Source organism: Wolbachia endosymbiont of Litomosoides brasiliensis, from assembly GCF_013366805.1.
In the GTDB taxonomy this organism is placed as follows: Bacteria; Pseudomonadota; Alphaproteobacteria; order Rickettsiales; family Anaplasmataceae; genus Wolbachia.
Map to the genome: position 1 here is coordinate 19,661 of NZ_WQMO01000010.1, position 21,196 is coordinate 40,856.

The window sequence follows — 21,196 nt, forward strand, 5'->3', positions numbered from 1 at the left end:
TTAGTGTGGCTTCTTTTCCATTACTGCCTATCCGTTCCTTATACAGTGGGAATCGGTATGAGTCGAGTTATTTGAGCTCGTTGATCCACCATTTCTCGTTTTAAGCCTCTCTCTAATTGTGAAATTCTGCTGGTTTTAATCACTCCTTCATGCAACAACCTCAGCTCTTGCTCTTTTTCTTTAGATTGAGCTTTTATGTTTTTAAGTTCATCTGCAAACTCTCACACAAAACTGTTCAAAACCTATCGTTATATCATTTGTACTTGCCAAATGTTACGCTGCACTTGTAGGAAATTCTGCACTAGAGAGTTTGTAGTAGATCCTATTGGATCATCAACATTACTCAATAAAGCGGTAACAATTGCATGGTTCATGAAACAATTACCTTCTACTAATTTTTTACATCATCTAAATTTTTTCTACTAATAGCATCGGTTAATCGTTCTGTAATAGCTCGTTCAATTATTTGCTTCAATTGTATATTACGCTATATTGCAGGTATTGACTTTATTTGACTAAAGTCTAGATCTTTATGCTTTATAGTTTTATCAATACTTCTTGCTTATCTTGTGTTATGCCCTCTAAACAAGATTTGATGACTGAACCAAGTGGTATTTCTATTTCTCCATTTGAGGCTTTTCTTCAGCAATTATGGTTAAGTTTTGCGTCCAATAGAGTTTTCACTAGATAAATGCTTCTGCTATATAGAGCATTCAATAATCGTTTCCTTCTTGGCTTTTTCAAATTTTAATCTTATTGTGTTCTTAAATCCTCTTGCAGTACGGCCTAGAGGGCCCTGTATTCATAATTTCTAATATCAGTTTTATATCTTGGTGCGTAAATAACATTTTTACTATGTCCTTAGCTCCAGGCTAGCAAGTAATATGCAAGGCTGTATTTTTTTCATATTAAAAGTTTTAATAGACTCCACTATACCATCGTATAAGTGACTTAAGTATACATGCTCACCTTGATCGTTCACACTATTTACAACTTGGTCATTATTACAGTATCTGTAATAACCTGGCCGTACCTCTGCTACTTCTTGATCACAAAATAAATATATCAGACACCCAAATTGGTCTCTCCTCTGTCTTTGCTTATAATAAAAATTGCTTACTTTGAGTGTTAATATCGATATTTCTGTTTTGTATAAGCAATTTAGTCATTTCTTTTAGTGTGGACTATTATTGCTAGCTATAGGGTGTTGGCAACAGACATCAAAGATGTCACACCTTCTTTATCAAATGCATTAACGCTAGCGCCTTCTGCTATAGCCCGTTTAAAATCTTCTAAATTTTCATTATCAATAGCCTGAAATAGCTTTTATAACCAGTAGTACCTGTCCTATTGCTGTGCATATCAAACCTACTGCAACAATCTACATATCACCATATAACAATAAAGAGAAAATAGCGATGAATCTCCCCTTCTTCTTTAAAAAGTGATCTTGTACATTTCCTATTTTTTAACTCTTTACTCACTTGCGCATTCTAGAAACTTCTCTGCATCAAGTGCAGCCATGCACCCTGTGCCTGCTGCAACCACTGCTTGGCGATATACCTTATCTTGAACATCACCTGCAGCAAATACCCCTGCTCTACTAGTTAAAGTTGTTCCAGGTTTTGTAATTATATAGCCTTGCTCATCCATTTCAACAAAACCTTTGAAAACACCTGTATTTGGTGTGTACCCAATTGCAATGAATACCCCATCCACTTTCAATTCTTGGATTTTATCAGTTTCCGTTGATCTAATTATAACATCAGTAACTTTCTTTGGATTCTCTTCTCCAAGAATTTGTTCTATGGCATGATTCCATATGACTTTTATTTTTTTATTCGCAAAGATCCTGTCTTGCATTATCTTTTCCGCTCTCAATTTATTGCGCCTGTGTATTAATGTAACTTCTTTAGCAAATCTAGTTAAGAATATTGCCTCTTCAACGGCGGTGTTTCCGCCGCCAACCACAGCTACAATCTTGTTCCTAAAAAATGCACCATCACAAGTTGCACATGCTGAAATTCCGTAACCTTGAAATTTCTTTTCACTCTCCAAATCAAGCCACTTTGCTTGTGCACCAACTGCAATTATAACTGCATTGGAATAGTAGTTATTGATATTACCAGAAGACCTAAATCTATACTCATTATTTTCAAGCTGCTCAACACTCTTCATTTCGTCGTCTACTATTTTTGCTCCCATCTTTTCTGCATGCAACCTCATTTGTTCCATTAATTCTGGACCTTGTATTGAAACAAAACCAGGATAATTCTCAACATCCGTAGTAATCGCAAGCTGACCACCAGGCTGCATCCCTGTTACTAGAATTGGTTCTAAATTTGCACGTGCTGCATATATAGCAGCAGCGTAACCAGCTGCTCCAGACCCAATAATAAGAACTTTTGTACCAAACTTATAATTCTTCACTGTATGAGTTTAGATAATCAGCCACTCCTTCATCACTTGCCTGCATTGCTGGTTTGCCTTTCTTCCACCCAGCTGGACACACTTCACCATACTCTTCGTTATGTTTAATTGCATCAACAATTCTAATAAATTCATCTATATTACGCCCTAAAGGCAAATCGTTTGTTGATTGATGACGCACAATAAACTTATCATCAATAACAAAAGTTGCCCTCAGTGCAACTGAGTCATCATATAATACTCCATAGTTTCTTGATATAGATTTTTTGATATCAGACACTAAAGTATAGCTAATTTCTCCGATACCGCCATCACTAACTGAAGTTTTTCGCCATTGGTAATGTGAGAATTTTGAATCTACACTTATTCCCATTACTTCAATATCACGCTTTGCAAACTCACTTATTCTATTATTTAATGATATCAATTCAGTTGGACAAACAAAAGTAAAATCAAGTGGGTAGAAAAGAAGGACAGCATATTTACCTTTTATGTGCTCACTCAGACAGAAGTTATCAACTATTTCTCCGTCAGGAAGAACAGCTGGAGCAGTAAAATCGATAGCAGATTTTGTTACAAGATTCATAATTAACCTAGTTCATTTTAAAATATCTTTAATTTTACTCTTTGAGAAGTTTGCATGCAAGTTTTCTTTAGCTTTGCCCGTCTAATACCAATTCCCACTGTATTAAGGAGCGAATAGATAATAATGGAAAAGGTTGAAATGACGCTGAAATCAAAATTGTTGGATGAAAAGGCTGTGTAGTCAGCAAAAGAAATATTGAAGGAGTGCAAAATAACGCATATGTTGCAAAAAAACTAAATGCTGTAATTGCAGTAAAAAAGCACAGTATAATAGGACGTAGTAAAAATATGTTGCATTTTAATAACAGTGCTAACTGCATGAATAAAGCACTTAAAATTTGGAAGAGAAGAAAATGTTTACTCCCTCTCAAGGTTGTAGAGAAACTAGATTAAATCAGAGTTAATTTGAACAAGTTGAAATATGGATACAAGAAAACCTTAATATTACCATTAAAGAAATGATATCAATTCTCATTATTAATAGGTCGAATAAGTGACATTGCAGAGTTGTTTAATTGTGGAGTGAGAAAGAGAGGTAATAAATTTGCACAAAGTGCTCTTAAGCAAGGCAATTATATTATAGACTTTATTATGTAAAATATTCTGTCTTGTATACAACCAAAGTCTCTCAATAGGATTGAGCTCGGGTGAGTATGGTGGTAGGTATATGATCTCGATATTTTTAGGTAATTTAAAATTTTTTTACTTATGCTAATTAGCGCATACATGATAGGAAGGGCTTCTTGTGTTCTTAAATATTGCGGCATTTGTTCAAGAGATATATTCATACAATCAGTGTTGACATTCGGTGCAAACAAGCTGGGCTTTCCATTTCTAGGGTTAACTTTACCGCAGGGGTAAAAGTTTTGTCTACATAATTTTACTTTCAACCTGTATTCTAACGCCCTTTTTAAACCGCCTGCGTCCAACTTTCGAATGTGTGCCAATCTGTGATTCATCGAATAAAAATAATTCCTGTTCAGGATGCTTATCAATAGTCTCAATTAAGTTTTTTAAAAAACTCTTTCTGTCTACCTTTGTCTTATTTATTGCGAGTTGGTCTTGACGTAATATACGAAAATTTCATTTTTGCATATTACGATATACTGTGAATTTGATGACATTCAAGCCAAGTTTTTCCTGAATTCTTATCTCATTTCTTAATAGTAATATTGGGGTTTTCTTGTATCTATACTTCAACTTGTTCAAATTAACTCTGATTTAATCTAGTTTTCCCACAACATTGAGAGGGAGCAAACGTTTTTTTCTCTTCCAAATTTTAAGTACTTTATTCATACAGTTAGTGCTGTTATTAAAATGCAACATATTTTTACTACGTCCTGTTATACTGTACTTTTTTGCTGCAATTACAGCATTTAGTTTTTTTGCAACGTATGCGTTATTTTGTACTTTCTTCAGTACTTCCTTTGCTGATTCCACAACTTTTTCATGTAATGATTTTGATTTCAATGTCATTGTCATTTAAACCTCGCTATTTTGCTTGCTTCAATATGGCTTCTTTTTCATTGTTGTCTATACGTTACTTGTACAGTAGGAATTGATTGAACAGCTCTACAATGTCACTTATTTGACTTGCCAACAGTAAGAATTGGTATAAATTGCAGCATTTAGCGCTTAAAAAAGTTCCAATACAGAAAATAAATATTAAACGGAGATCTTTTGCCCTTTCCTTGCTTTAATAAATTTCTTGAGTATTTATGGCTAACATGAAGCCAATTTGTTAAACACAACAAATGGTGTCAGTTACTCGTATGACATTCTGGCGATTTGGAAATCTTTATTTCCGCAAAGAATGCAACTGATTTCTTGCACAAAAAAACCTACATTTTTAACATGCAATGAGAACATTTTCGTTGTGATTAAGATTTCTGATGTGTATATTAATAAATCTTATTTTCAATAAGCAGTGAAAGTAATTATTGTTATGGTAGTGTTATTGTGTAGCAGCTACACAATGGCAAGTGAACGAATCAGTCTAGTGGATAAAAGATTATCCCAAGGGTATGTAGCCCCAGTGCTCACAGAGAATAGTGTTATTCTGGCAGATAAGCATGGTACCTTGTATTCCTTTGATATTGACAACTCAAGGGTTATGAACTGGAAATTACACCTTCCATACAGAAAAAAGATTGGTAACATGAGCCTATCGCGTTATGGAAGAAATATTTTCTTTGTAGTAGATAACGTTCTGCACGCAATAGATGCAAAAACTGGTGAGATCCAATGGGAAAAAGAGCTGAGAGCTCCTGCGAGGGGAAAAGTAGTAGTAATAGATAATAAATTGATAACTTTGACTATTGATAACTATCTGCATGCATTTGATGTAAAAGATGGCAGTGCTACTTGGATTTACCAAAATGGTATTAATGAGATTCGAGGTTTATACTCCATATCGCCAGCAATTTCCAATAATAAAATAATAGCGCCGTTTTCAAACGGTGAACTAATAGCCTTTAATGAAGATGGTAAAAAATTGTGGAGCCAAAAATTGTCTACGAACCTTTTGGATACACCATTCACAGATATAACTACCACACCAAGAGTGTGTGAAAATGTTTTAATAGCTACAAATAACTCTTATATTTATGGTATTGATGTAGAATCAGGAAATATTTTATGGTCCAAGCCACTAGAGGTGAAAAGTATATCAGACATTGAGTCATGTTATAGTCCGCTTGTCCCTGTAAAGGAACAAAAAGCCGGTGGTAGAATTTTTGTAGTGACTAAAGACAACAAAATAATCTGTATTGATATACAGAGTGGAGAAGTAATCTGGACGTCTGATTTAATAGAGAATACGCAATTATTTGCTCCAACTATGTATGCTCATACGCTATGGGTTACAAGTAATAAAGGGTCAGTGTTTGCTTTTCTTAAATCTGGAAGTATAGAAGAAACTATTAAAATACCGGGCAATGTGTTTCATACTCCAGTGTTTGCCCATGGTAAGGTATACGTAACAACTGAAGGAAATGGCGTTTATTCTTTAGAAAATAGGTTTGTTTTTTATGATTGATTATGATTTGATTGTTATAGGTGGTGGTCCAAGTGGCTATAAGTGTGCTATTACTGCTGCAAAACTTGGATTAAAAGTTGCTTGCATAGATAGAAATAGTATTTTTGGTGGCACGTGTTTGCGAGTTGGATGTATACCCTCTAAAGCATTACTTTATTCCTCCTATCAGTATGTTCGTACGAAAAATAGCCTACTGGAGCTTGGCATAAAAACCAAAGATGTAAGTTTTAACCTAAAAGAAATGCTAGAATACAAGGATGCCAGAGTTCAAGAGCTTGGAAAAGGTATAGATTACCTGTTTAATCTTCATAAAATCGCTAAAATAAACGGTCTTGGAAAAATTACTTCTTTTGATCGAAATAACCTTGAAGTTTCAGTTGAGGACAAGGTATTGAAGACAAAAAACATAGTGATTGCAACCGGTTCAGACGTCAGTTCTTTACCAGAAATTAACATAGATGAGAAAAATATTATTTCGTCTACTGGTATATTATTCTTAACTAAAGTGCCAAAAAGGCTTGTTGTAATTGGAGCTGGGGCAATAGGGCTTGAAATGTCTTCCGTATGGAGCAGGCTAGGGTCTGAAGTTACTGTAGTGGAATTTCTTGATAGGATTGCTGCAACAATGGATAGAGAATTAAGTAAGTCTTTGCTTTCTAGTCTACAAAAACAAGGAATAAAATTTTTGCTTAGCACTAAAGTTGAGGAAGTAAAGCAAAATAGTAATTCTTTGAGTGTGAAAGTTTGCTCTGTTAAAGATGATCAAACAAGCACTATAGAGACTGATAAGGTGCTCATTGCAGTAGGACGTAAGCCATACACTGAAGGTCTTGGTATCGACGAAAAAATAGAGAAAGATAACTATGGTTTTATTCAAGTCAACAATAGATATGAAACTAACATGGAAGGGATATTTGCTGTTGGTGATGTGATTAATGGAACAATGCTTGCTCATAAAGCAGAAGAAGAAGGAGTGGCAATTGCAGAGATAATAGCTGGGCAATCCCCTTGCGTTAATTATGAAATCATACCTTTGGTCATTTATACTTACCCTGCAGTTTCTTCAATTGGCAAGACCGAAGAGGAACTGAAAAGTGCTGGTCGAAAGTATAAAGTTGGTAAATGTCAATTTGCTGCAAACGGCAGAGCAAAAATTACTGGTGATGCTGAAGGATTCGTAAAAGTGCTAGCTTGCAACACAACAGATACAATATTAGGAGTGCATGTCATAGGTACATATGCCGATATGCTAATTAATGAAGCAGCGGTGGCAATGGCATATGGTGCAGCAGCAGAGGATATATATAGAATTTGTCACTCTCATCCTGATATAAATGAAGCTTTCCGTGATGCGTGCATAGATGCTTTCTTTAAAAAGTAACTGTGGACTTAGGTCCAATCATTGAAAGTTGGCATGAGTAGCTAAGATGTTGTAGGTCTTATTCACCAACACTTTAGGATTATACATGAGAGATTTGAAAGATTTGATCAATTTCCTTGGTACTCACGTTGGTGAAGAAGTAAATTTTGGTTCTTTGGAAAAATTGGGTATTGCCTAAGCTCGGAAGTTGGTTTTTGCTATGCAAGAGGTGTGGACGCAAAATCTAATGCTAATTTTCACTGTATAAGGAACGGATAGACAAAAGTGGAAAAGGGACCATGCTGAAGTAGGTAAAATAGTAAGGTTTAAATGACGTTGAAATCAAAATTGTTGAATGAAGAAGTCGTGGAATCAGTAGAAGAAATACTGAAGGCAGTGTGAAATAGTGCATATGTTGCAAAAAGACTAAATGCTGTAATTGCAGTGAAAAAGCACAGTATAACAGGACGTAGTAAAAATATGTTGCATTTTAATAACAGCACTAACTGTATGAATAAAGCACTTAAAATTTGGAAGAGAAAAAACGTTTGCTCCCTCTCAATGTTGTGGGAAAACTAGATTAAATCAGAGTTAATTTGAACAAGTTGAAGTATAGATACAAGAAAACCCCAATATTACTATTAAGAAATGAGATAAGAATTCAGGAAAAACTTGGCTTGAATGTCATCAAATTCACAGTATATCGTAATATGCAAAAATGAAATTTTCGTATATTACGTCAAGACCAACTCACAATAAATAAGACAAAGGTAGGCAGAAAGAGTTTTAAAAAACTTAATGAGGCTGTTGATAAGTGTCCTGAACAAAGAGTTATTCATCTTTGATGAATTGCGGTTTAGCACACATTCGAAAGTTGAATGCGGTGGTTTTAAGGGGGTGTTCAGGTTAAAGTGAAATTTTAAGTAGATAAAATTTTTATCTCTACAGTACAGTTAATTCTAGAAATGGAGAGAATTCTAGCTTGTGTGCACCGAATGTAAACACTGATTGTATGAGTGTCTTTCTTGAACAAGTGTTGCAATATTTAAGAACACGGGAAGCCTTTCTTATCATGGATTGTGCTAATTGACATAAGTCAAAAAATTTGAAAGTGCCTAAGAATATCGAGGTTATATACCTACCGCTATGCTTATCTAGGCTCAATCCTGTTGGGAGACTTTGGTTGTATATAAAACAGAACATTTTGCGTAATAAAGTCTACAATATAATTACTTTACTTGAGAGCACTTTGTGCAAATTTATTATCTCTCTTTCTCACGACGCAATTAAACAATTTTGCAATGTCGCTTATTTGACTCACTAACAATGAGATTGGTATAGGCTATAATATTTAAGAAATTTGCTGAATAGAGAAAAAGGAAAGAAAATCCACGTAGTAGCTAGTTACTAGCTCTTTATTTTAAAAATTTGACGTTAAGTGATGTCTTGAACGCTTTATGAAGCGCGTTTCAGTTTGCATAAGTGAAAACCTAAAATTTTATAAAGACATGCGGTGCACGTAATGTAGAAAATTGAACAATAGTACACCAAGTACAAGATCTTCTTTTCATTTTTATTTGCATAGAGATAGGGAAGTTAAATAAAATAGCCTAATTCTAGGGCAAGGAAAACGGCAAAGCTTGTCAAGTAGTTTTTTAGTCCTATTTCTGTGGCTAAAAAGATCTAAAAGATCTAGATGTTAGTTTTAGCTATTTGGGTGCAAGAAATAAGGCCATTGATTGCATGGGTTCCATCTGTTATATATAGCCTTTTGAATACAAGGAAACTGATGAGTGAGTATGATATTGTAGTTGTAGGTAGCGGTCCTGGTGGTTTTATAGCAGCAATTAGGGCAGCGCAGCTTGGGTTTAAAGCTGCGATTATTGAAAAGGAAGAAAATTTAGGTGGTGTATGTTTAAATTGGGGGTGTATACCAACAAAATCTCTACTGAGAGCGTCTGAGATCTATAGACTTATAAAGAGATCAGAGGAATTTGGTATAAAAGTAAAGGATGTGAGCTTTGATATACAATCGATAGTAAGATGCTCAAGGAACATTGTTGGTAAATTGTCAAGTGGCGTTGCATATTTGATGAAAAAAAATGGTATCAGAGTCTACCAAGGTTTTAGTAAGCTTGCAGGTAACCTTACTATAAAAGTTTCTAGTGATAAGGAGGAACAAGAAGTTTCTTCTAAACATATTATTTTAGCAACAGGTGTGAGAGCGCGGAATCTGCCTGGAATAGAAGCAGATGGAGATTTGGTATGGAATGCACAACATGCTATGACCCAGGATAGATTGCCAAAATCGCTGCTAATCATAGGATCTGGTGCAATAGGAATAGAATTTGCGAGTTTTTATAGTACTTTGGGGGTTGATGTAACGGTTATAGAGGTAAAAAAAGCTATTTTGCCGCTGGAGGATAAAGATATTTCAAATTTAGCACAAGAGATATTTACAAGACAGGGAATAAAAATATATACGAACAATAGTGTAAAAGCCTTTACTAAAGGTAAGGACTCTATTAAAGTACAACTGAGCAGTGGTGAGAGAAGAGAGTTTGACAGGGTAATTATTGCAGTTGGTGTTCAAGCAAGCACTGAAAATATAGGTTTAGAAAATACAAAAATTAAATTAAGCGCTTCTGGTTTTATTGAAACAAATGAATGGTATGAAACTGATGAATCTAACGTGTATGCAGTAGGTGATGTAGCTGGTCCGCCGTGTTTAGCGCATAAAGCAAGCCACGAGGCCATGATCTGCATTGAAAAAATTGCTGGTAAAAATGTTCATGCGTTAAAAAAAGAATGCATACCAAGTTGCACTTACTCTCATCCGCAAATAGCAAGTGTTGGCCTTACTGAAGAACAGGCAATAAAGGATGGGTATGATATAAAGATAGGAAAGTTTCATTCCAACTTTAATGGTAAATCTATTACGCTCGGTGAAACCGAAGGGTTGGTAAAGGTAATTATGGATAAAAGAACAGGTGAGCTTCTTGGAGCTCACATGATAGGAGCAGAAGTAACAGAGTTAATTAGCAATTTTGTTCTTGCAAAGCAGCTGGAAGGAACAGACTGTGACATCAAGTCTGCAATCTTTCCTCATCCAACTATTTCAGAGATGATACACGAATCAGTACTTGCTGCAGATGATGAGTCGTTAAATAGTTGAATTAACATTTCGTTGTTTTAGACTATCAATATCTTGAATAGTGGCTTGATTTGACGCTTTAATTCCAACAGATTGATGCCAGATCAGATTTTTTATACCTTCTTTCAACCTTGCAGCTGCTTCTTTCACTTCATGTTTTTTCTCTGGTTTAAGGTCTTCTAATTTTTTTTGCTATCTAATACTAATTCTCATTGTTAAATGGATCAAATAAGTGACATTGCAGGGTTGCTTGGTCGCAAAGTGAGGAAGAGAGGTAATGAATTTGCATAAAGCGCTCTCAAGCAAAGCACTGTATTATAGACTTTATTACGCAAAGTTTTCTGTTTTATATATAACTAAAGTCTCTCAATGAGATTGAACTTGGGTGAGCATGGTAGTAAGTATATAATCTCGATATTTTTGGTACCTTTAAATTTTTAACTTATGCTAGCTGGCACAATTCATGATAAAAAAGGCTTATCGTGTTCTTAGATATTACGACTCTTGTTTAAGAAATATATTCATATAATCAGTGTTGACATTCTGTGCAAATAAGCTAGGGTTATCTTCATTTCTAAGGTTAACACACTGTAGAGCTAGAAATTTTATCTATCTAATTTTACTTTAACCCGTGTTCTAACACTTTTTTTAAATCATCCATGTCTAGCTTTTGAATGTATGCCAAACCGTGATTTATTAAAGAAAAATGACTCTTGTTTAGGATGCTTGCCAATAGTTTTATTGAGTTTTTTTAAACTCTTCTTGTCTACCTTTGTCTTGTTCATTGCGAATTGGTCTTGGCATAATATACGAAAACTTCATTTTTTGCATATTATTGTGGACTTACTGACATTCAAGCCAAGTTTTTCCTGGATTCTTGTTCTTATTTTTTAAATAGCAATGTTATGTTTTTCTTGTATTTATACTTCAACTTATTTAAGTTGACTCTGATTCAATCTAATTTTTCTGCGACATTGATGAGGTAAACAATTTTTCTTCTCTTCAAATTCTAGGTGCTTTATCTGTGCAGTTGGTGCTGTTCTTGGAATGCAGCATGTTTTTGCTATGTGTGTTTTATACTGTGTTTTTTGCTGCAATTACAGCATTTAGTTTTTTTGCAACATATGCGTTATTTCGCACTTCCTTCAGCGTTTCTTTTGTTGATTTCACAATTTTTTATCCAATAGTTTTGATTTCAATATCATTTAAACCTTGCTATTTTACTTACTTCAATATGGCTTCTTTTCTATTTTTGTCTATCCTTTGCTTGTGCAGTGGGAATTTGTATCAATAAGATTCTGTGTGCAAATTATTAAATAATAGTTGATAATCTAACATCATTTTGTTATTCACAGATGGATATTATTATTCTAGCAACAGGTGGTACAGGAGGGCACATTTTTCCAGCTATAACCTTAGCGAAAGCAGTAAAAAGGCGAGGGTACGATAGCATATTATTTACTGATAGAAAAACAGATAAAAATGTTGACGTGAAGAGCTATACCCTGCCACTAAGCAAACCGAGCGGCAATAAGTTTAGTTTTTTTTTCTTGTTGATGTATAGCTGTGTGTTAGCATTGTATCAAATAAGAAAGTTAAAACCAAAACTGGTCATTGGTTTTGGTAGCTATGCTTCTTTTCCAACTCTTTTTGCAGCAAGGGTTCTTTCTATACCTATAATTTTACATGAACAAAATACAGTTTTAGGGAGAGTAAATAAATTCTTTTTCAATAGTGCAGAATTAATTGCAACTAGCTTCTCAGAAACTAAGTGTGCAAAGGGCAATAAGTGTGTTTTTATAGGAAATTTTATTGATATAAAAGCAAAGAGTCACTCTGGCACTGAGGGAGTTCTAACCTTATTAATCATAGCAGGTAGCCAAGGTGCAAATTTTTTTGACGATGTAGTAAGTAGCGTAATTTGTAACTTACCTATTGAAATGAAAAAGAAGATTAGAGTAGTGCAGCAATGCACGAAGAAAAATATGAATAAGATATGGGACTTATACAAAAGAGGAAAGGTTAGTTGTGAGTTGAGTGAATTTTTTGATGATATGAGAAGTAGATTAACTGATGCTCATTTGGTAATTAGCAGGGCAGGTGCAACTTCAATAGCAGAGATTACTCTTGCTAGGCGCCCTGCTATATATATTCCTTATCCTTGCTCAAAGGATGATCATCAATTTTATAACGCGAAATGCATTAAAGATTCGGGGGCAGCTGTAGTAGTTGAGCAGAATAGTGAGGCGAAAGAGAATCTAGCGAAGTTGTTGGTTAATCTATTAAGTGATTCTCAAAAACTACGTGATATGGCTAATAATACTAAGAAAGTAAGGATAAAGAATGGGGTTGCTGACTTTATTAAAATAGTAATTCATAAACTTGGTTGACGAATATGGTTGCTGGCTTTTTCTTCAAATACATCCCATAGGTCTTTTTCTAGTGATATATTATATAATTTATTAATGTAAACTACCCCTGTGGGTGAAGTTGTGTTAATTTCGAGAAGAAAGTCATCTACAATATCAATACCAACAAATATTAGCCCTCTTTTCTTTAGTTCGGGACCAATTTTGTTACATATTTCGTTGTCTCTACCGCTCATTTCAGCTGGTTCAAAGCTTGCTCCAAGTCGCAAGTTTGTTCTGATTTCTCCACTAATTCTTGGAACTCGTTTCATTGCTCCAATTAGTTGACCATCCATCAACAATATTCTTTTATCTTTATCTAAGTTTTTACAAAATGCTTGTGCAATTACGGGGCATTCATATTTTGCGATCATGAGTTCCACTACTACTTGAATGCTGTTCGCATTTTGTATTCTTATTACATCGGTTCCTCCATAGCTGTACAATGGCTTCAGAATAACATCTCTGTAATTATGGTAAAAATCTCTGATCATTGATATATTTTCAGTAATCAAAGTTGGAGGAATTAGTTCCGGAAATAATGAAGTTATCAATTTTTCAGGACAATTTCTCATTTCTGTTGGATTGTTAATTACCAATGCTCTAGTTTTTTCTAAAATATAGGTGGTTGTAATGTAACGCATATTAAAAGGCGGGTCCTGTCTGATAAATATGATATCCATTTCATTCAAGTTAATTGCCACATTTTCTTTAGAGGTAAAACTGCAATCGTCAACATTGACTTTCTGAGCAAGGGCAATTGGCTGATTTAACTTTAGTGCTAAATTGCTGGGGGAATAGGTGAAAACTTTGTGCTTTCTTCTTTGCGCTTCTTTTATTAATGCAAATGTAGTATCAGTTTCAAAGTTTATATTTTCATCCATTTGAAAAGCTACTCTCATTTGTATATTACTTTTAACATAAAAAATACTATCAGAGACTAAGTTTTGAAGAAGTCCGTTAATGACGTAACTTGCTATGTCTGTATCGCACATAGCTTACAACTTGTTTTACTCCCTTTACCTTTCTTGCAATTGCTGTTACGGCTTTTAATTCTGTTTTATTTTGGGCTATACCCATCAAGTAAACAACTCCGTCAGCCGTATTGATGCTATAGTTAATTGATTTGATGTTTCTTTTTCCAAGGAGTCTTGTTCTTATTTCTGCCGTTATCATGCTATCCATAGTGGTATCAAGCATGGAAGTGGCTTGAATTGGTGTTACTCTTATCTCATTTATCACTTCTTTAACTTCTTTTTGCTGCCAAGCTATTTTTTCTGCTGTGAGTTGTTTCTCAGGAGTGTCAACGTTTCCAATAAGCAATATTCTTCCTTCGCTTACTTTAACCTTGATAGATGAAAATAGCCCATGTTTTAAGAGTTCCTTATTGATTCTAATAGCCATGGTTGTGTCATCAACGATGTTTCCCAGAGATTTATCTTGCATTGTTATTGCTGTTGCTGTGGCTACTACACCACCTATTATAAGGGTTGTACAGCCACTCTGTGTGATCAGAAAAATTGCAAGTGATAAACTTATTATTAATCTCATTATTCGTTTTTAGAATTTAGAGCCCTCATTAAGAAATGTTAATAACCTTTTCTGATTGTGTAAATACCATAAATTTAAGTAAGGCTTTAAATCTTGAGTATTTTATAATGTACACTATAATAGGATGCTGAAGATTTTTTGCGGATATGGCGGAATTGGTAGACGTGCCAGGTTTAGGTCCTGGTGAGCTTGCTCGTGGGGGTTCAAGTCCCTCTATCCGCACTTAAAATCATTTAACTTGGGTTTTAAGAGAAACTCCTAATCACTAGATGTACTTATAGTTGTGTGAAAAAACCTGTTCTTAAAGATTGTATTTAACTTAAATTCTGATAGAATAACTCTGTTAGATATAAATTAAAATGTTGATAAATGAATTGTAATGTCTAGTAATGTGCCTCAAAATGCAGTCGAAGTAGATATATCAAGTAGTATATATACTTATAAGGAACTTAGTATAGATAAACTAAAGCATGAGTATGAAATCACGATTGGTGGCGATTGTATAGAACGAAAGGTAAACTCTAGACTACAAGAAATAGCGAGAAATGCAAAGTTACCTGGATTTAGGTCTGGAAAGATGCCCTACGGTCTTGTTGTTACAAATTATAAGAATGAAGCCTTGGAATATGTAGTGAGTAGTACGATTGACTATTGCTCAAGTGATTTAATGAAAAAAATTGAAGTCAAGTCTCACATTTGTCCTAAGGTTAATATTGTATCATTACCAAATCTAAACGGAAAGGGGAAAAAGAGCAATTTTGTGTATAAACTGTCTTTTGAATCGATGCCGGAAGTACCGGTAATAGATCTTGATAAGATAAATTTGAAGAAAGTTGAAGCAAGAATTGAAGAGGGAGATATAAAAGAATTTGTTGATTCTGTAAAAACAAGATTTCCTAGCTTTGTTTCTGTTGATGATGCTTCTTACCAGGCAAAAAATGGAGATAAATTGGTAATTGATTTTGAAGGGCGAATTAGGAATAAGATTTTTCAGGGTGGGAGTAATAAAAACTTTAAAGTTACTTTGGGATCTAGCACATTTATTGATGGTTTTGAAGATCAATTGACTGGCATGAAAAAAGGAGAAACAAAAAGTTTTAAGTTGAAATTTTCTGAGGATTATCAAGTTATTTCCCTTGCTGGACAAGAGGCTAATTTTTCTGTTCGAGTTAATGATATTCAAGTTGCTGAAGATTTTGAAGATGGTGATGAAATGGCTAAGAAAATTGGGTTTGAAGATTATTCTTCACTAAAAAATCATGCAAAGGAAGTAATTAGTGATCAGTGCAAAAAAATGAGAGATCTCTTAATTAGGAAGGAGCTATTTGACTATTTAGGTGCTAATTATAGCTTTGATTTACCCACAGATGTAGTAAGACAGGAGCAACAGAGGGTGGGAAGGGAGTTGGGCTTTAATGATGACTCTTGTAAGGAAGCTGAAAGGCGTGTAAAACTTGCGATGTTATTTATGAAGTTTAGTGCAGAACATAAGATATCGTTAACTCAAAATGATATTTTAAATGTTATTATAAATCAGTATATTAGTAAAGATGTACCATTTGATAGAGTATTTAAGCATTTTAAGTCAGATAGACAGTTTCAAGAATTGGTTAGAGGGCAAGCTCTGGAGCATAAGGTTACGAATTACATAATAGAAAAAGTGAGTAAAGAAGAGCAAGTTGTTTCTGTGAAAGAGTTAAAAGAATTATTTGGTAATAATATTTAGTAGGGAAAGGTATGACTCTTATACCAATTGTAATTGAACAAACCAGTCGTGGTGAGCGTGCTTATGACATATATTCTAGGCTAGTAAAAGAGAGGATAATTTTTGTAACTGGTCCTGTTGAAGACAACATGGCCAGTGTAATAGTAGCACAGCTTTTGTTTTTAGAATCTGAGAACCCTGATAAAGACATTTATATGTACATTAATTCGCCAGGTGGTGTTGTAACTGCTGGTTTGTCAATCTATGATACAATGCAGTATATAAAGCCGGATGTTTCAACTTTGTGTATAGGTCAAGCTGCATCTATGGGTTCTTTGTTACTTGCAGCTGGCACAGAAGGCAAGCGTTACTCTCTACCTCATTCAAGGATTATGATACATCAACCATCTGGTGGTTATCAGGGTCAAGCAACTGATATAGAAATACATGCTAATGAAATTTTGCGAGTTAAGAGAAAACTGAATCAGATTTATGAAAAACATACTGGAAATTCACTAAAAAAAATTGAAGTAATGATGGAAAGAGACAAGTTCATGGATCCTGAAGAAGCGAGAAAAATTGGCTTGATTGATAGGGTAATAGCTGAGCGTAAGGATATTAAAGTCGAGAATATTAAAATTGAACAAAAGGTGAGTTAATGGATAACAACAATGGTGATTTACACTACTGTTCTTTTTGTAACAAGGCACAAAACGAAGTAGATAAGTTGATTACTAATTCTTCAGATGGTTTAAAAGTGTTTATTTGTAATGAGTGTATAGAATTATCCCATAAAGCAATAAGTCAAAAGAAAGGTGGGTCTTTTCATTCAGATTATATGTCTGATGTGAAGTTGTTACTAAAAAAGCCTGAAGATATAAAAAATTTTCTTAGCAAGCACGTTGTGGGTCAAGAGCACGCACAATATGTTTTGTCTGTGGCTATGTATAACCATTGTCAATCTATGGCGCAATTTAATGCTATTAGTGATATTGAAATTGAAAAATCGAATGTGATGCTTATCGGTCCGACTGGTTCTGGTAAAACTTTGCTAGCTAAAACACTTGCTAAAGTTTCAGATGTACCATTCGCTATGGCTGATGCGACAACTTTGACTGAAGCAGGTTATGTGGGTGATGATGTGGAAAGCGTGTTATCACGTCTATTGCAAGCTGCAAATTATGATGTTGCAAAGGCACAGCGTGGTATAGTGTTTATAGATGAGATAGATAAAATTACAAGAAAGTCTGAAAGCACTTCAATAACACGTGATGTTTCAGGTGAGGGAGTTCAGCAAGCTTTGCTTAAGATCATGGAAGGTACAGTTGCTTATGTTCCACCACAAGGTGGGCGAAAGCACCCACAACAAGAGTTTATACAAGTAGATACTAATAACATATTATTTATTTGTGGGGGAGCTTTTGAAGGTCTAGATAAAATTATTGAAGCAAGAAAAAAGGGAACGTCAGTTGGCTTTGGAGCAGATATAAGTCAATCTAAAGAGCAAAAGAAAAAGAATGCTTTGCATGATGTTCAACCTGAAGATTTGATCAAATTTGGTTTAATACCGGAATTTGTAGGGCGGGTTCCAATAACTGCTGTTTTAGATGAGCTAGATCATGAAGATTTAGTACATGTATTGGTAGAGCCAAGAAATGCACTAATAAAGCAATATAAAGCGTTACTTGCTTTTAGCAAGGTAAATCTTGAATTTTCAGATGAAGCAATATCGGCTATTGCTGAAAAAGCTATGAGTTATAAAACAGGTGCAAGGATGTTACGTGCTATTTTAGAATCACTTTTGCTTGATGTTATGTATACAGCTGGAAATGGGAGTTTTGAGAGCAGTACAATAATAATCACTAAGGAAATGGTAGAATTAGGAAAAGCGGTGATTAATCATAATAACAAGGGCAATGTTATAACAGTTAATGATTAACTTGGACATGTATTATGAACGTTGAATGTACTGTAGATTCTGGTTTTGCTACATTGCCAGTATTGCCTTTAAGAGATGTAGTAATTTTTCCAAATATAATGGTACCTTTATTTATAGGTAGGGAAAAATCTATTAATGCACTAGAGTATGCAATTAATGATCGTAATCGTCAAAATGAGATTTTTCTTGTAGCACAGCAAGATAGTTCTATTGATAACCCGGAGCCAAAAGATCTGTATGGAGTAGGTGTGTTGGCACATATTGTGCACCCGTTGATAAAATTACCTGACAATGCAGTAAAAGTTGTGATCCAAGGAGTAAGCAGGGGGAGAGTTGTAGAGTATATTAACTCTCATGCTTTGCTACAGGCTAGGGTAAAGTTAGATAGTTATCATGAGTGTGAGGAAAGTGAGGATAGTATTAATCTGGAAGCTTTAAGGCGAGCTGTTGTAAATGCGTTTGATAGTTGGTGTAAGCTAAACAAAAAAAATCATCCTGAAATTGTTGTTAATCCTGTTGAGCAGATCAAAGAAATTGATCAACTTGTGGATACGGTAATTTCGTATTTAAATATAAAGGCGTCAGATAAACAAAGTATACTTGAAACTTATGGTCTGGAAGAGCGTTTAGAAAAAGCCTTTGCTTTTATTGAAAGAGAAATAAGTATTTTAAACGCACAGAACCGTTTATGTAAAACAATTAAGTCGCAAGTTGAAAGCACTCAGAAAGTTTACTACCTTAATGAGCAGTTGAAAGCCATACAGAAAGAACTTGGCGAATTTGAGAATGGAGAGGAGGGAAATATAATAAATGAGTTTGAAAAGAAGATAAATGAAATAAAGCTTTCTCAGGAAGCAAAGGAAAAAGCTATGACTGAATTAAAGAGATATAAAAAGATGAATCCTATTTCTCCTGAAGCTACGGTTATATCTAATTATCTGTATTGGTTGCTTGATCTGCCATGGGGAAGGTGCAAAGATGCGAAGATTAATTTAAATGCAGCTAAAAAGATCTTAGATGAAAATCATTATGGCATAGAAAAAGTAAAAGATAGGATAATAGAATTTTTAGCGGTATTAAAGAGAGTAAAAGAGATAAGAGGTCCTATACTTTGCTTAGTTGGACCACCTGGTGTTGGTAAAACTTCTTTAGCCAAATCTATGGCAAGAGCGGTAGGAAGGGATTTTGTTCGCATAGCTCTTGGTGGTGTGCGTGACGAATCTGAGATACGTGGCCATAGGAAAACTTATATTGGTTCAATGCCTGGCAAAATTATTCAGCATATGAAGAAAGCTAATTCGTGTAACCCACTTTTTTTGCTTGATGAAATAGATAAGATGGGTTCTGATTCGCGTGGTGATCCTGCATCTGCATTGCTTGAAGTTTTGGATACTGAACATAATAAGCACTTTACGGATCATTATTTAGAAGTTGAGTTTGATCTTTCAAGTGTAATGTTTGTAGCTACGGCAAACAGCTTAAATTTGCCACACCCTTTGCGTGATAGGATGGAGGTCATACAATTATCTGGTTATACTGAGGATGAAAAAATTAGTATTGCTAAATATCATCTAATTCCCAAATTAAAAAAAGAGCATGGTTTGCGTCAGAGAGAATGGAGCATAGCTAATGATGCACTATATGAGTTAATACGCTTATATACACGTGAAAGTGGTGTCCGTAGTATGGAAAGGGAGCTTGCAAAGCTTATGAGGAAAGCAGTTAAAGAAATACTGGCAGGTCAAAATAAGAAAATATCTGTAAGGATTGACAACTTACAAGACTATTTGGGAGTGCGTAAATACACCTTTGGTATTGCAGAAAAAGATAGCTTGGTGGGAGTAGTGACGGGGCTTGCCTATACTGAAACAGGTGGTGATATTTTAATGATAGAATCAGTCCTGATTCCTGGCAAGGGAGAAATAAAATACACAGGAAAGCTTGGAGAAGTTATGCAAGAATCTATAAAGGCTGCATATAGTTATATTCGATCAAATTGTCTGTTTTTTGGTATAAAACCTGAAAAATTTCAAAATAATGATATACATTTACATCTACCTGAGGGTGCTGTACCAAAGGATGGCCCTTCTGCTGGTAGTGCAGTATGTACATCTATTGTTTCTCTTATGACAGACATACCGGTTAACAAAAATGTTGCTATGACAGGTGAGGTGACATTGCGTGGTAGAGTTTTAGCTATTGGAGGATTAAGAGAAAAGTTACTTGCAGCGCTCAGAGGATCGATCAAGACTGTGATTATACCTAGCGAAAATGAAAAGGATATACAGGAAATTCCAGCAAATATTAAAGAAAAGATCAACGTAGTTTTTGTTAAGAACATTGATGAAGTTGTAAAAATTGCTTTGATACGGCCTACTATTCCAATTAAAAGTGATAGTGGAAGTAGTGCACCTTCTTCCTCTATAAAAAATAGAGAAGATGATTTTCCTGGATTAGAAACGCTTAAGCATTGAATTACAGAGTTATTTAATTGCGGAGTGATACCATTTTACTGTACAAGGAACGGGTAAATGACAATGGAAAAGAAGCCATACTGAAGTAAGTAAAATAACGAGGTTTAATGGCATTAAAATTAATAATTATTGGATAAAAAAAAGTCGTGAAATCAGTAAAAAAATGCTGAAGAAAGTACGAAATAGCGCATATGTGCAAAAAAACTTAAATGCTGTAATCGCAGCAAGAAAGCATAGTACAACAGCCATCAAAAACATTACGCAAAATGTTCTGTTTTATATATAACCAAAGTCTCTCAATAGGGTTGAGCTCAAGTGAGTATGGTGGTTATATGATCTCAATATTTTTAGGTAACTTTAAATTTTTTGACTTATACTAACTAGCACAATCCATGCCAAGAAAGACTTCTCGTGTTCTAAAATATTGCAACATTTGTTCAAGAAACATATTCATACAATCAGTGTTGACATTCGGTGCAAATAAACAACTAGAACTCTCTCCATATTCTTAGGATTAACTGTACTGTAGAGATAAAAAATTTTTCTACCCAAT

14 protein-coding genes, 1 tRNA gene and 4 pseudogenes are annotated in these 21,196 nt (G+C 34.5%); 12 read left to right on the plus strand and 7 right to left on the minus strand.

Translation table 11 applies throughout. The features are described 5' to 3' along the window. Positions 1-1,476: 1,476 nt before the first annotated feature. Positions 1,477-2,430 (minus strand): thioredoxin-disulfide reductase, encoded by a 954-nt coding sequence (trxB, locus tag GO684_RS03065; RefSeq protein WP_175938809.1) that lies wholly within the window; start codon positions 2,428-2,430, stop codon positions 1,477-1,479. After that, positions 2,417-3,016, minus strand: a complete 600-nt coding sequence (locus GO684_RS03070) for a peroxiredoxin (protein ID WP_175938811.1) — start codon at positions 3,014-3,016, stop codon at positions 2,417-2,419. Before GO684_RS03070 ends, trxB begins: the two co-directional genes overlap by 14 nt. 203 nt (positions 3,017-3,219) lie before the next feature. Between GO684_RS03070 and GO684_RS03075 the strand changes: the two genes are divergently transcribed. Next, the gene (locus GO684_RS03075; protein ID WP_175938813.1) at positions 3,220-3,408 is read left to right on the plus strand and encodes a hypothetical protein; all 189 of its coding nucleotides are present in this window, start codon (positions 3,220-3,222) and stop codon (positions 3,406-3,408) included. An 84-nt stretch (positions 3,409-3,492) separates the two neighbouring features. Here the strand turns inward: GO684_RS03075 and GO684_RS06025 are convergent. Beyond that, positions 3,493-4,491 (minus strand): annotated as a pseudogene (locus GO684_RS06025) (IS630 family transposase). 499 nt (positions 4,492-4,990) lie between these two features. On the opposite strand from GO684_RS06025, the gene GO684_RS03085 reads away from it, so the two are divergent. The 4 genes and pseudogenes from GO684_RS03085 to lpdA (GO684_RS03105) all read left to right on the plus strand — a co-directional run bounded on the left by GO684_RS03085 (position 4,991) and on the right by lpdA (GO684_RS03105) (position 10,587). Next, complete coding sequence (locus tag GO684_RS03085; protein ID WP_175938815.1) at positions 4,991-6,052, plus strand: outer membrane protein assembly factor BamB family protein; 1,062 nt, start codon at positions 4,991-4,993, stop codon at positions 6,050-6,052. Further along, the gene (gene lpdA / locus GO684_RS03090) at positions 6,045-7,433 is read left to right on the plus strand and encodes a dihydrolipoyl dehydrogenase (RefSeq protein ID WP_175938817.1); all 1,389 of its coding nucleotides are present in this window, start codon (positions 6,045-6,047) and stop codon (positions 7,431-7,433) included. Before GO684_RS03085 ends, lpdA (GO684_RS03090) begins: the two co-directional genes overlap by 8 nt. 309 nt (positions 7,434-7,742) lie before the next feature. Further along, a pseudogene (locus GO684_RS03100) lies at positions 7,743-8,736 on the plus strand (IS630 family transposase). 465 nt (positions 8,737-9,201) lie between these two features. Next, positions 9,202-10,587 (plus strand): dihydrolipoyl dehydrogenase, encoded by a 1,386-nt coding sequence (lpdA, locus tag GO684_RS03105; protein WP_175938835.1) that lies wholly within the window; start codon positions 9,202-9,204, stop codon positions 10,585-10,587. Positions 10,588-10,758: 171 nt separating this feature from the next. On the opposite strand, the pseudogene GO684_RS03110 reads toward lpdA (GO684_RS03105), so the two are convergent. Beyond that, positions 10,759-11,771: pseudogene (locus GO684_RS03110) on the minus strand (transposase). Between the two features lie 150 nt (positions 11,772-11,921). Between GO684_RS03110 and GO684_RS03115 the strand changes: the two are divergent. Next, positions 11,922-12,956: a UDP-N-acetylglucosamine--N-acetylmuramyl-(pentapeptide) pyrophosphoryl-undecaprenol N-acetylglucosamine transferase gene (locus GO684_RS03115; protein WP_175938819.1), complete on the plus strand. Its 1,035-nt coding sequence runs from the start codon at positions 11,922-11,924 to the stop codon at positions 12,954-12,956. On the opposite strand, the gene gshB is transcribed toward GO684_RS03115, so the two are convergent. Together gshB and GO684_RS03125 are read right to left on the minus strand one after the other, a co-directional pair. After that, entirely contained in the window at positions 12,941-13,876 is a 936-nt protein-coding gene (gshB, locus tag GO684_RS03120) for a glutathione synthase (RefSeq protein WP_175938837.1), read from the minus strand. The genes GO684_RS03115 and gshB overlap by 16 nt on opposite strands. A gap of 58 nt (positions 13,877-13,934) precedes the next feature. Then, positions 13,935-14,525: a BON domain-containing protein gene (locus tag GO684_RS03125; RefSeq protein WP_175938821.1), complete on the minus strand. Its 591-nt coding sequence runs from the start codon at positions 14,523-14,525 to the stop codon at positions 13,935-13,937. Between the two features lie 140 nt (positions 14,526-14,665). Here GO684_RS03125 and GO684_RS03130 point away from each other — a divergent pair. From GO684_RS03130 to GO684_RS05590, 6 genes are all read left to right on the plus strand, one after another. Further along, positions 14,666-14,747 (plus strand) — tRNA-Leu (locus GO684_RS03130). Between the two features lie 157 nt (positions 14,748-14,904). Continuing rightward, positions 14,905-16,251, plus strand: coding sequence for a trigger factor (gene tig / locus GO684_RS03135; protein WP_175938823.1), 1,347 nt, complete (start codon positions 14,905-14,907; stop codon positions 16,249-16,251). A gap of 11 nt (positions 16,252-16,262) precedes the next feature. After that, positions 16,263-16,889, plus strand: coding sequence for an ATP-dependent Clp endopeptidase proteolytic subunit ClpP (gene clpP, locus GO684_RS03140; RefSeq protein ID WP_175938825.1), 627 nt, complete (start codon positions 16,263-16,265; stop codon positions 16,887-16,889). Further along, complete coding sequence (gene clpX / locus GO684_RS03145) at positions 16,889-18,169, plus strand: ATP-dependent Clp protease ATP-binding subunit ClpX (RefSeq protein ID WP_175938827.1); 1,281 nt, start codon at positions 16,889-16,891, stop codon at positions 18,167-18,169. The genes clpP and clpX overlap by 1 nt, the downstream gene beginning before the upstream one ends. A 14-nt stretch (positions 18,170-18,183) precedes the next feature. Beyond that, on the plus strand, positions 18,184-20,643 hold the full coding sequence (lon, locus tag GO684_RS03150; protein WP_175938829.1) for an endopeptidase La: 2,460 nt from the start codon (positions 18,184-18,186) through the stop codon (positions 20,641-20,643). A gap of 163 nt (positions 20,644-20,806) precedes the next feature. Next, positions 20,807-20,929, plus strand: a complete 123-nt coding sequence (locus GO684_RS05590) for a hypothetical protein (RefSeq protein WP_255419655.1) — start codon at positions 20,807-20,809, stop codon at positions 20,927-20,929. Here GO684_RS05590 and GO684_RS05265 read toward each other — a convergent pair. Beyond that, positions 20,891-21,196 (minus strand): annotated as a pseudogene (locus GO684_RS05265) (transposase); the annotation flags it as partial. The gene GO684_RS05590 and the pseudogene GO684_RS05265 sit on opposite strands and share 39 nt — an antisense overlap.

What these genes read in the sequence shown, in the direction of transcription:
- gshB (WP_175938837.1), bottom strand. Translation starts at nt 13,876, where the DNA reads ATGAGAGTAGCTTTTCAAATGGATGAAAATATAAACTTTGAAACTGAT.
- GO684_RS03115 (WP_175938819.1), top strand. Translation starts at nt 11,922, where the DNA reads ATGGATATTATTATTCTAGCAACAGGTGGTACAGGAGGGCACATTTTT.
- tig (WP_175938823.1), top strand. Translation starts at nt 14,905, where the DNA reads ATGTCTAGTAATGTGCCTCAAAATGCAGTCGAAGTAGATATATCAAGT.
- clpX (WP_175938827.1), top strand. Translation starts at nt 16,889, where the DNA reads ATGGATAACAACAATGGTGATTTACACTACTGTTCTTTTTGTAACAAG.
- GO684_RS03125 (WP_175938821.1), bottom strand. Translation starts at nt 14,525, where the DNA reads ATGAGATTAATAATAAGTTTATCACTTGCAATTTTTCTGATCACACAG.
- lpdA (WP_175938817.1), top strand. Translation starts at nt 6,045, where the DNA reads ATGATTGATTATGATTTGATTGTTATAGGTGGTGGTCCAAGTGGCTAT.
- GO684_RS03070 (WP_175938811.1), bottom strand. Translation starts at nt 3,016, where the DNA reads ATGAATCTTGTAACAAAATCTGCTATCGATTTTACTGCTCCAGCTGTT.
- GO684_RS05590 (WP_255419655.1), top strand. Translation starts at nt 20,807, where the DNA reads ATGCTGAAGAAAGTACGAAATAGCGCATATGTGCAAAAAAACTTAAAT.
- clpP (WP_175938825.1), top strand. Translation starts at nt 16,263, where the DNA reads ATGACTCTTATACCAATTGTAATTGAACAAACCAGTCGTGGTGAGCGT.
- lpdA (WP_175938835.1), top strand. Translation starts at nt 9,202, where the DNA reads ATGAGTGAGTATGATATTGTAGTTGTAGGTAGCGGTCCTGGTGGTTTT.
- lon (WP_175938829.1), top strand. Translation starts at nt 18,184, where the DNA reads ATGAACGTTGAATGTACTGTAGATTCTGGTTTTGCTACATTGCCAGTA.
- GO684_RS03085 (WP_175938815.1), top strand. Translation starts at nt 4,991, where the DNA reads ATGGCAAGTGAACGAATCAGTCTAGTGGATAAAAGATTATCCCAAGGG.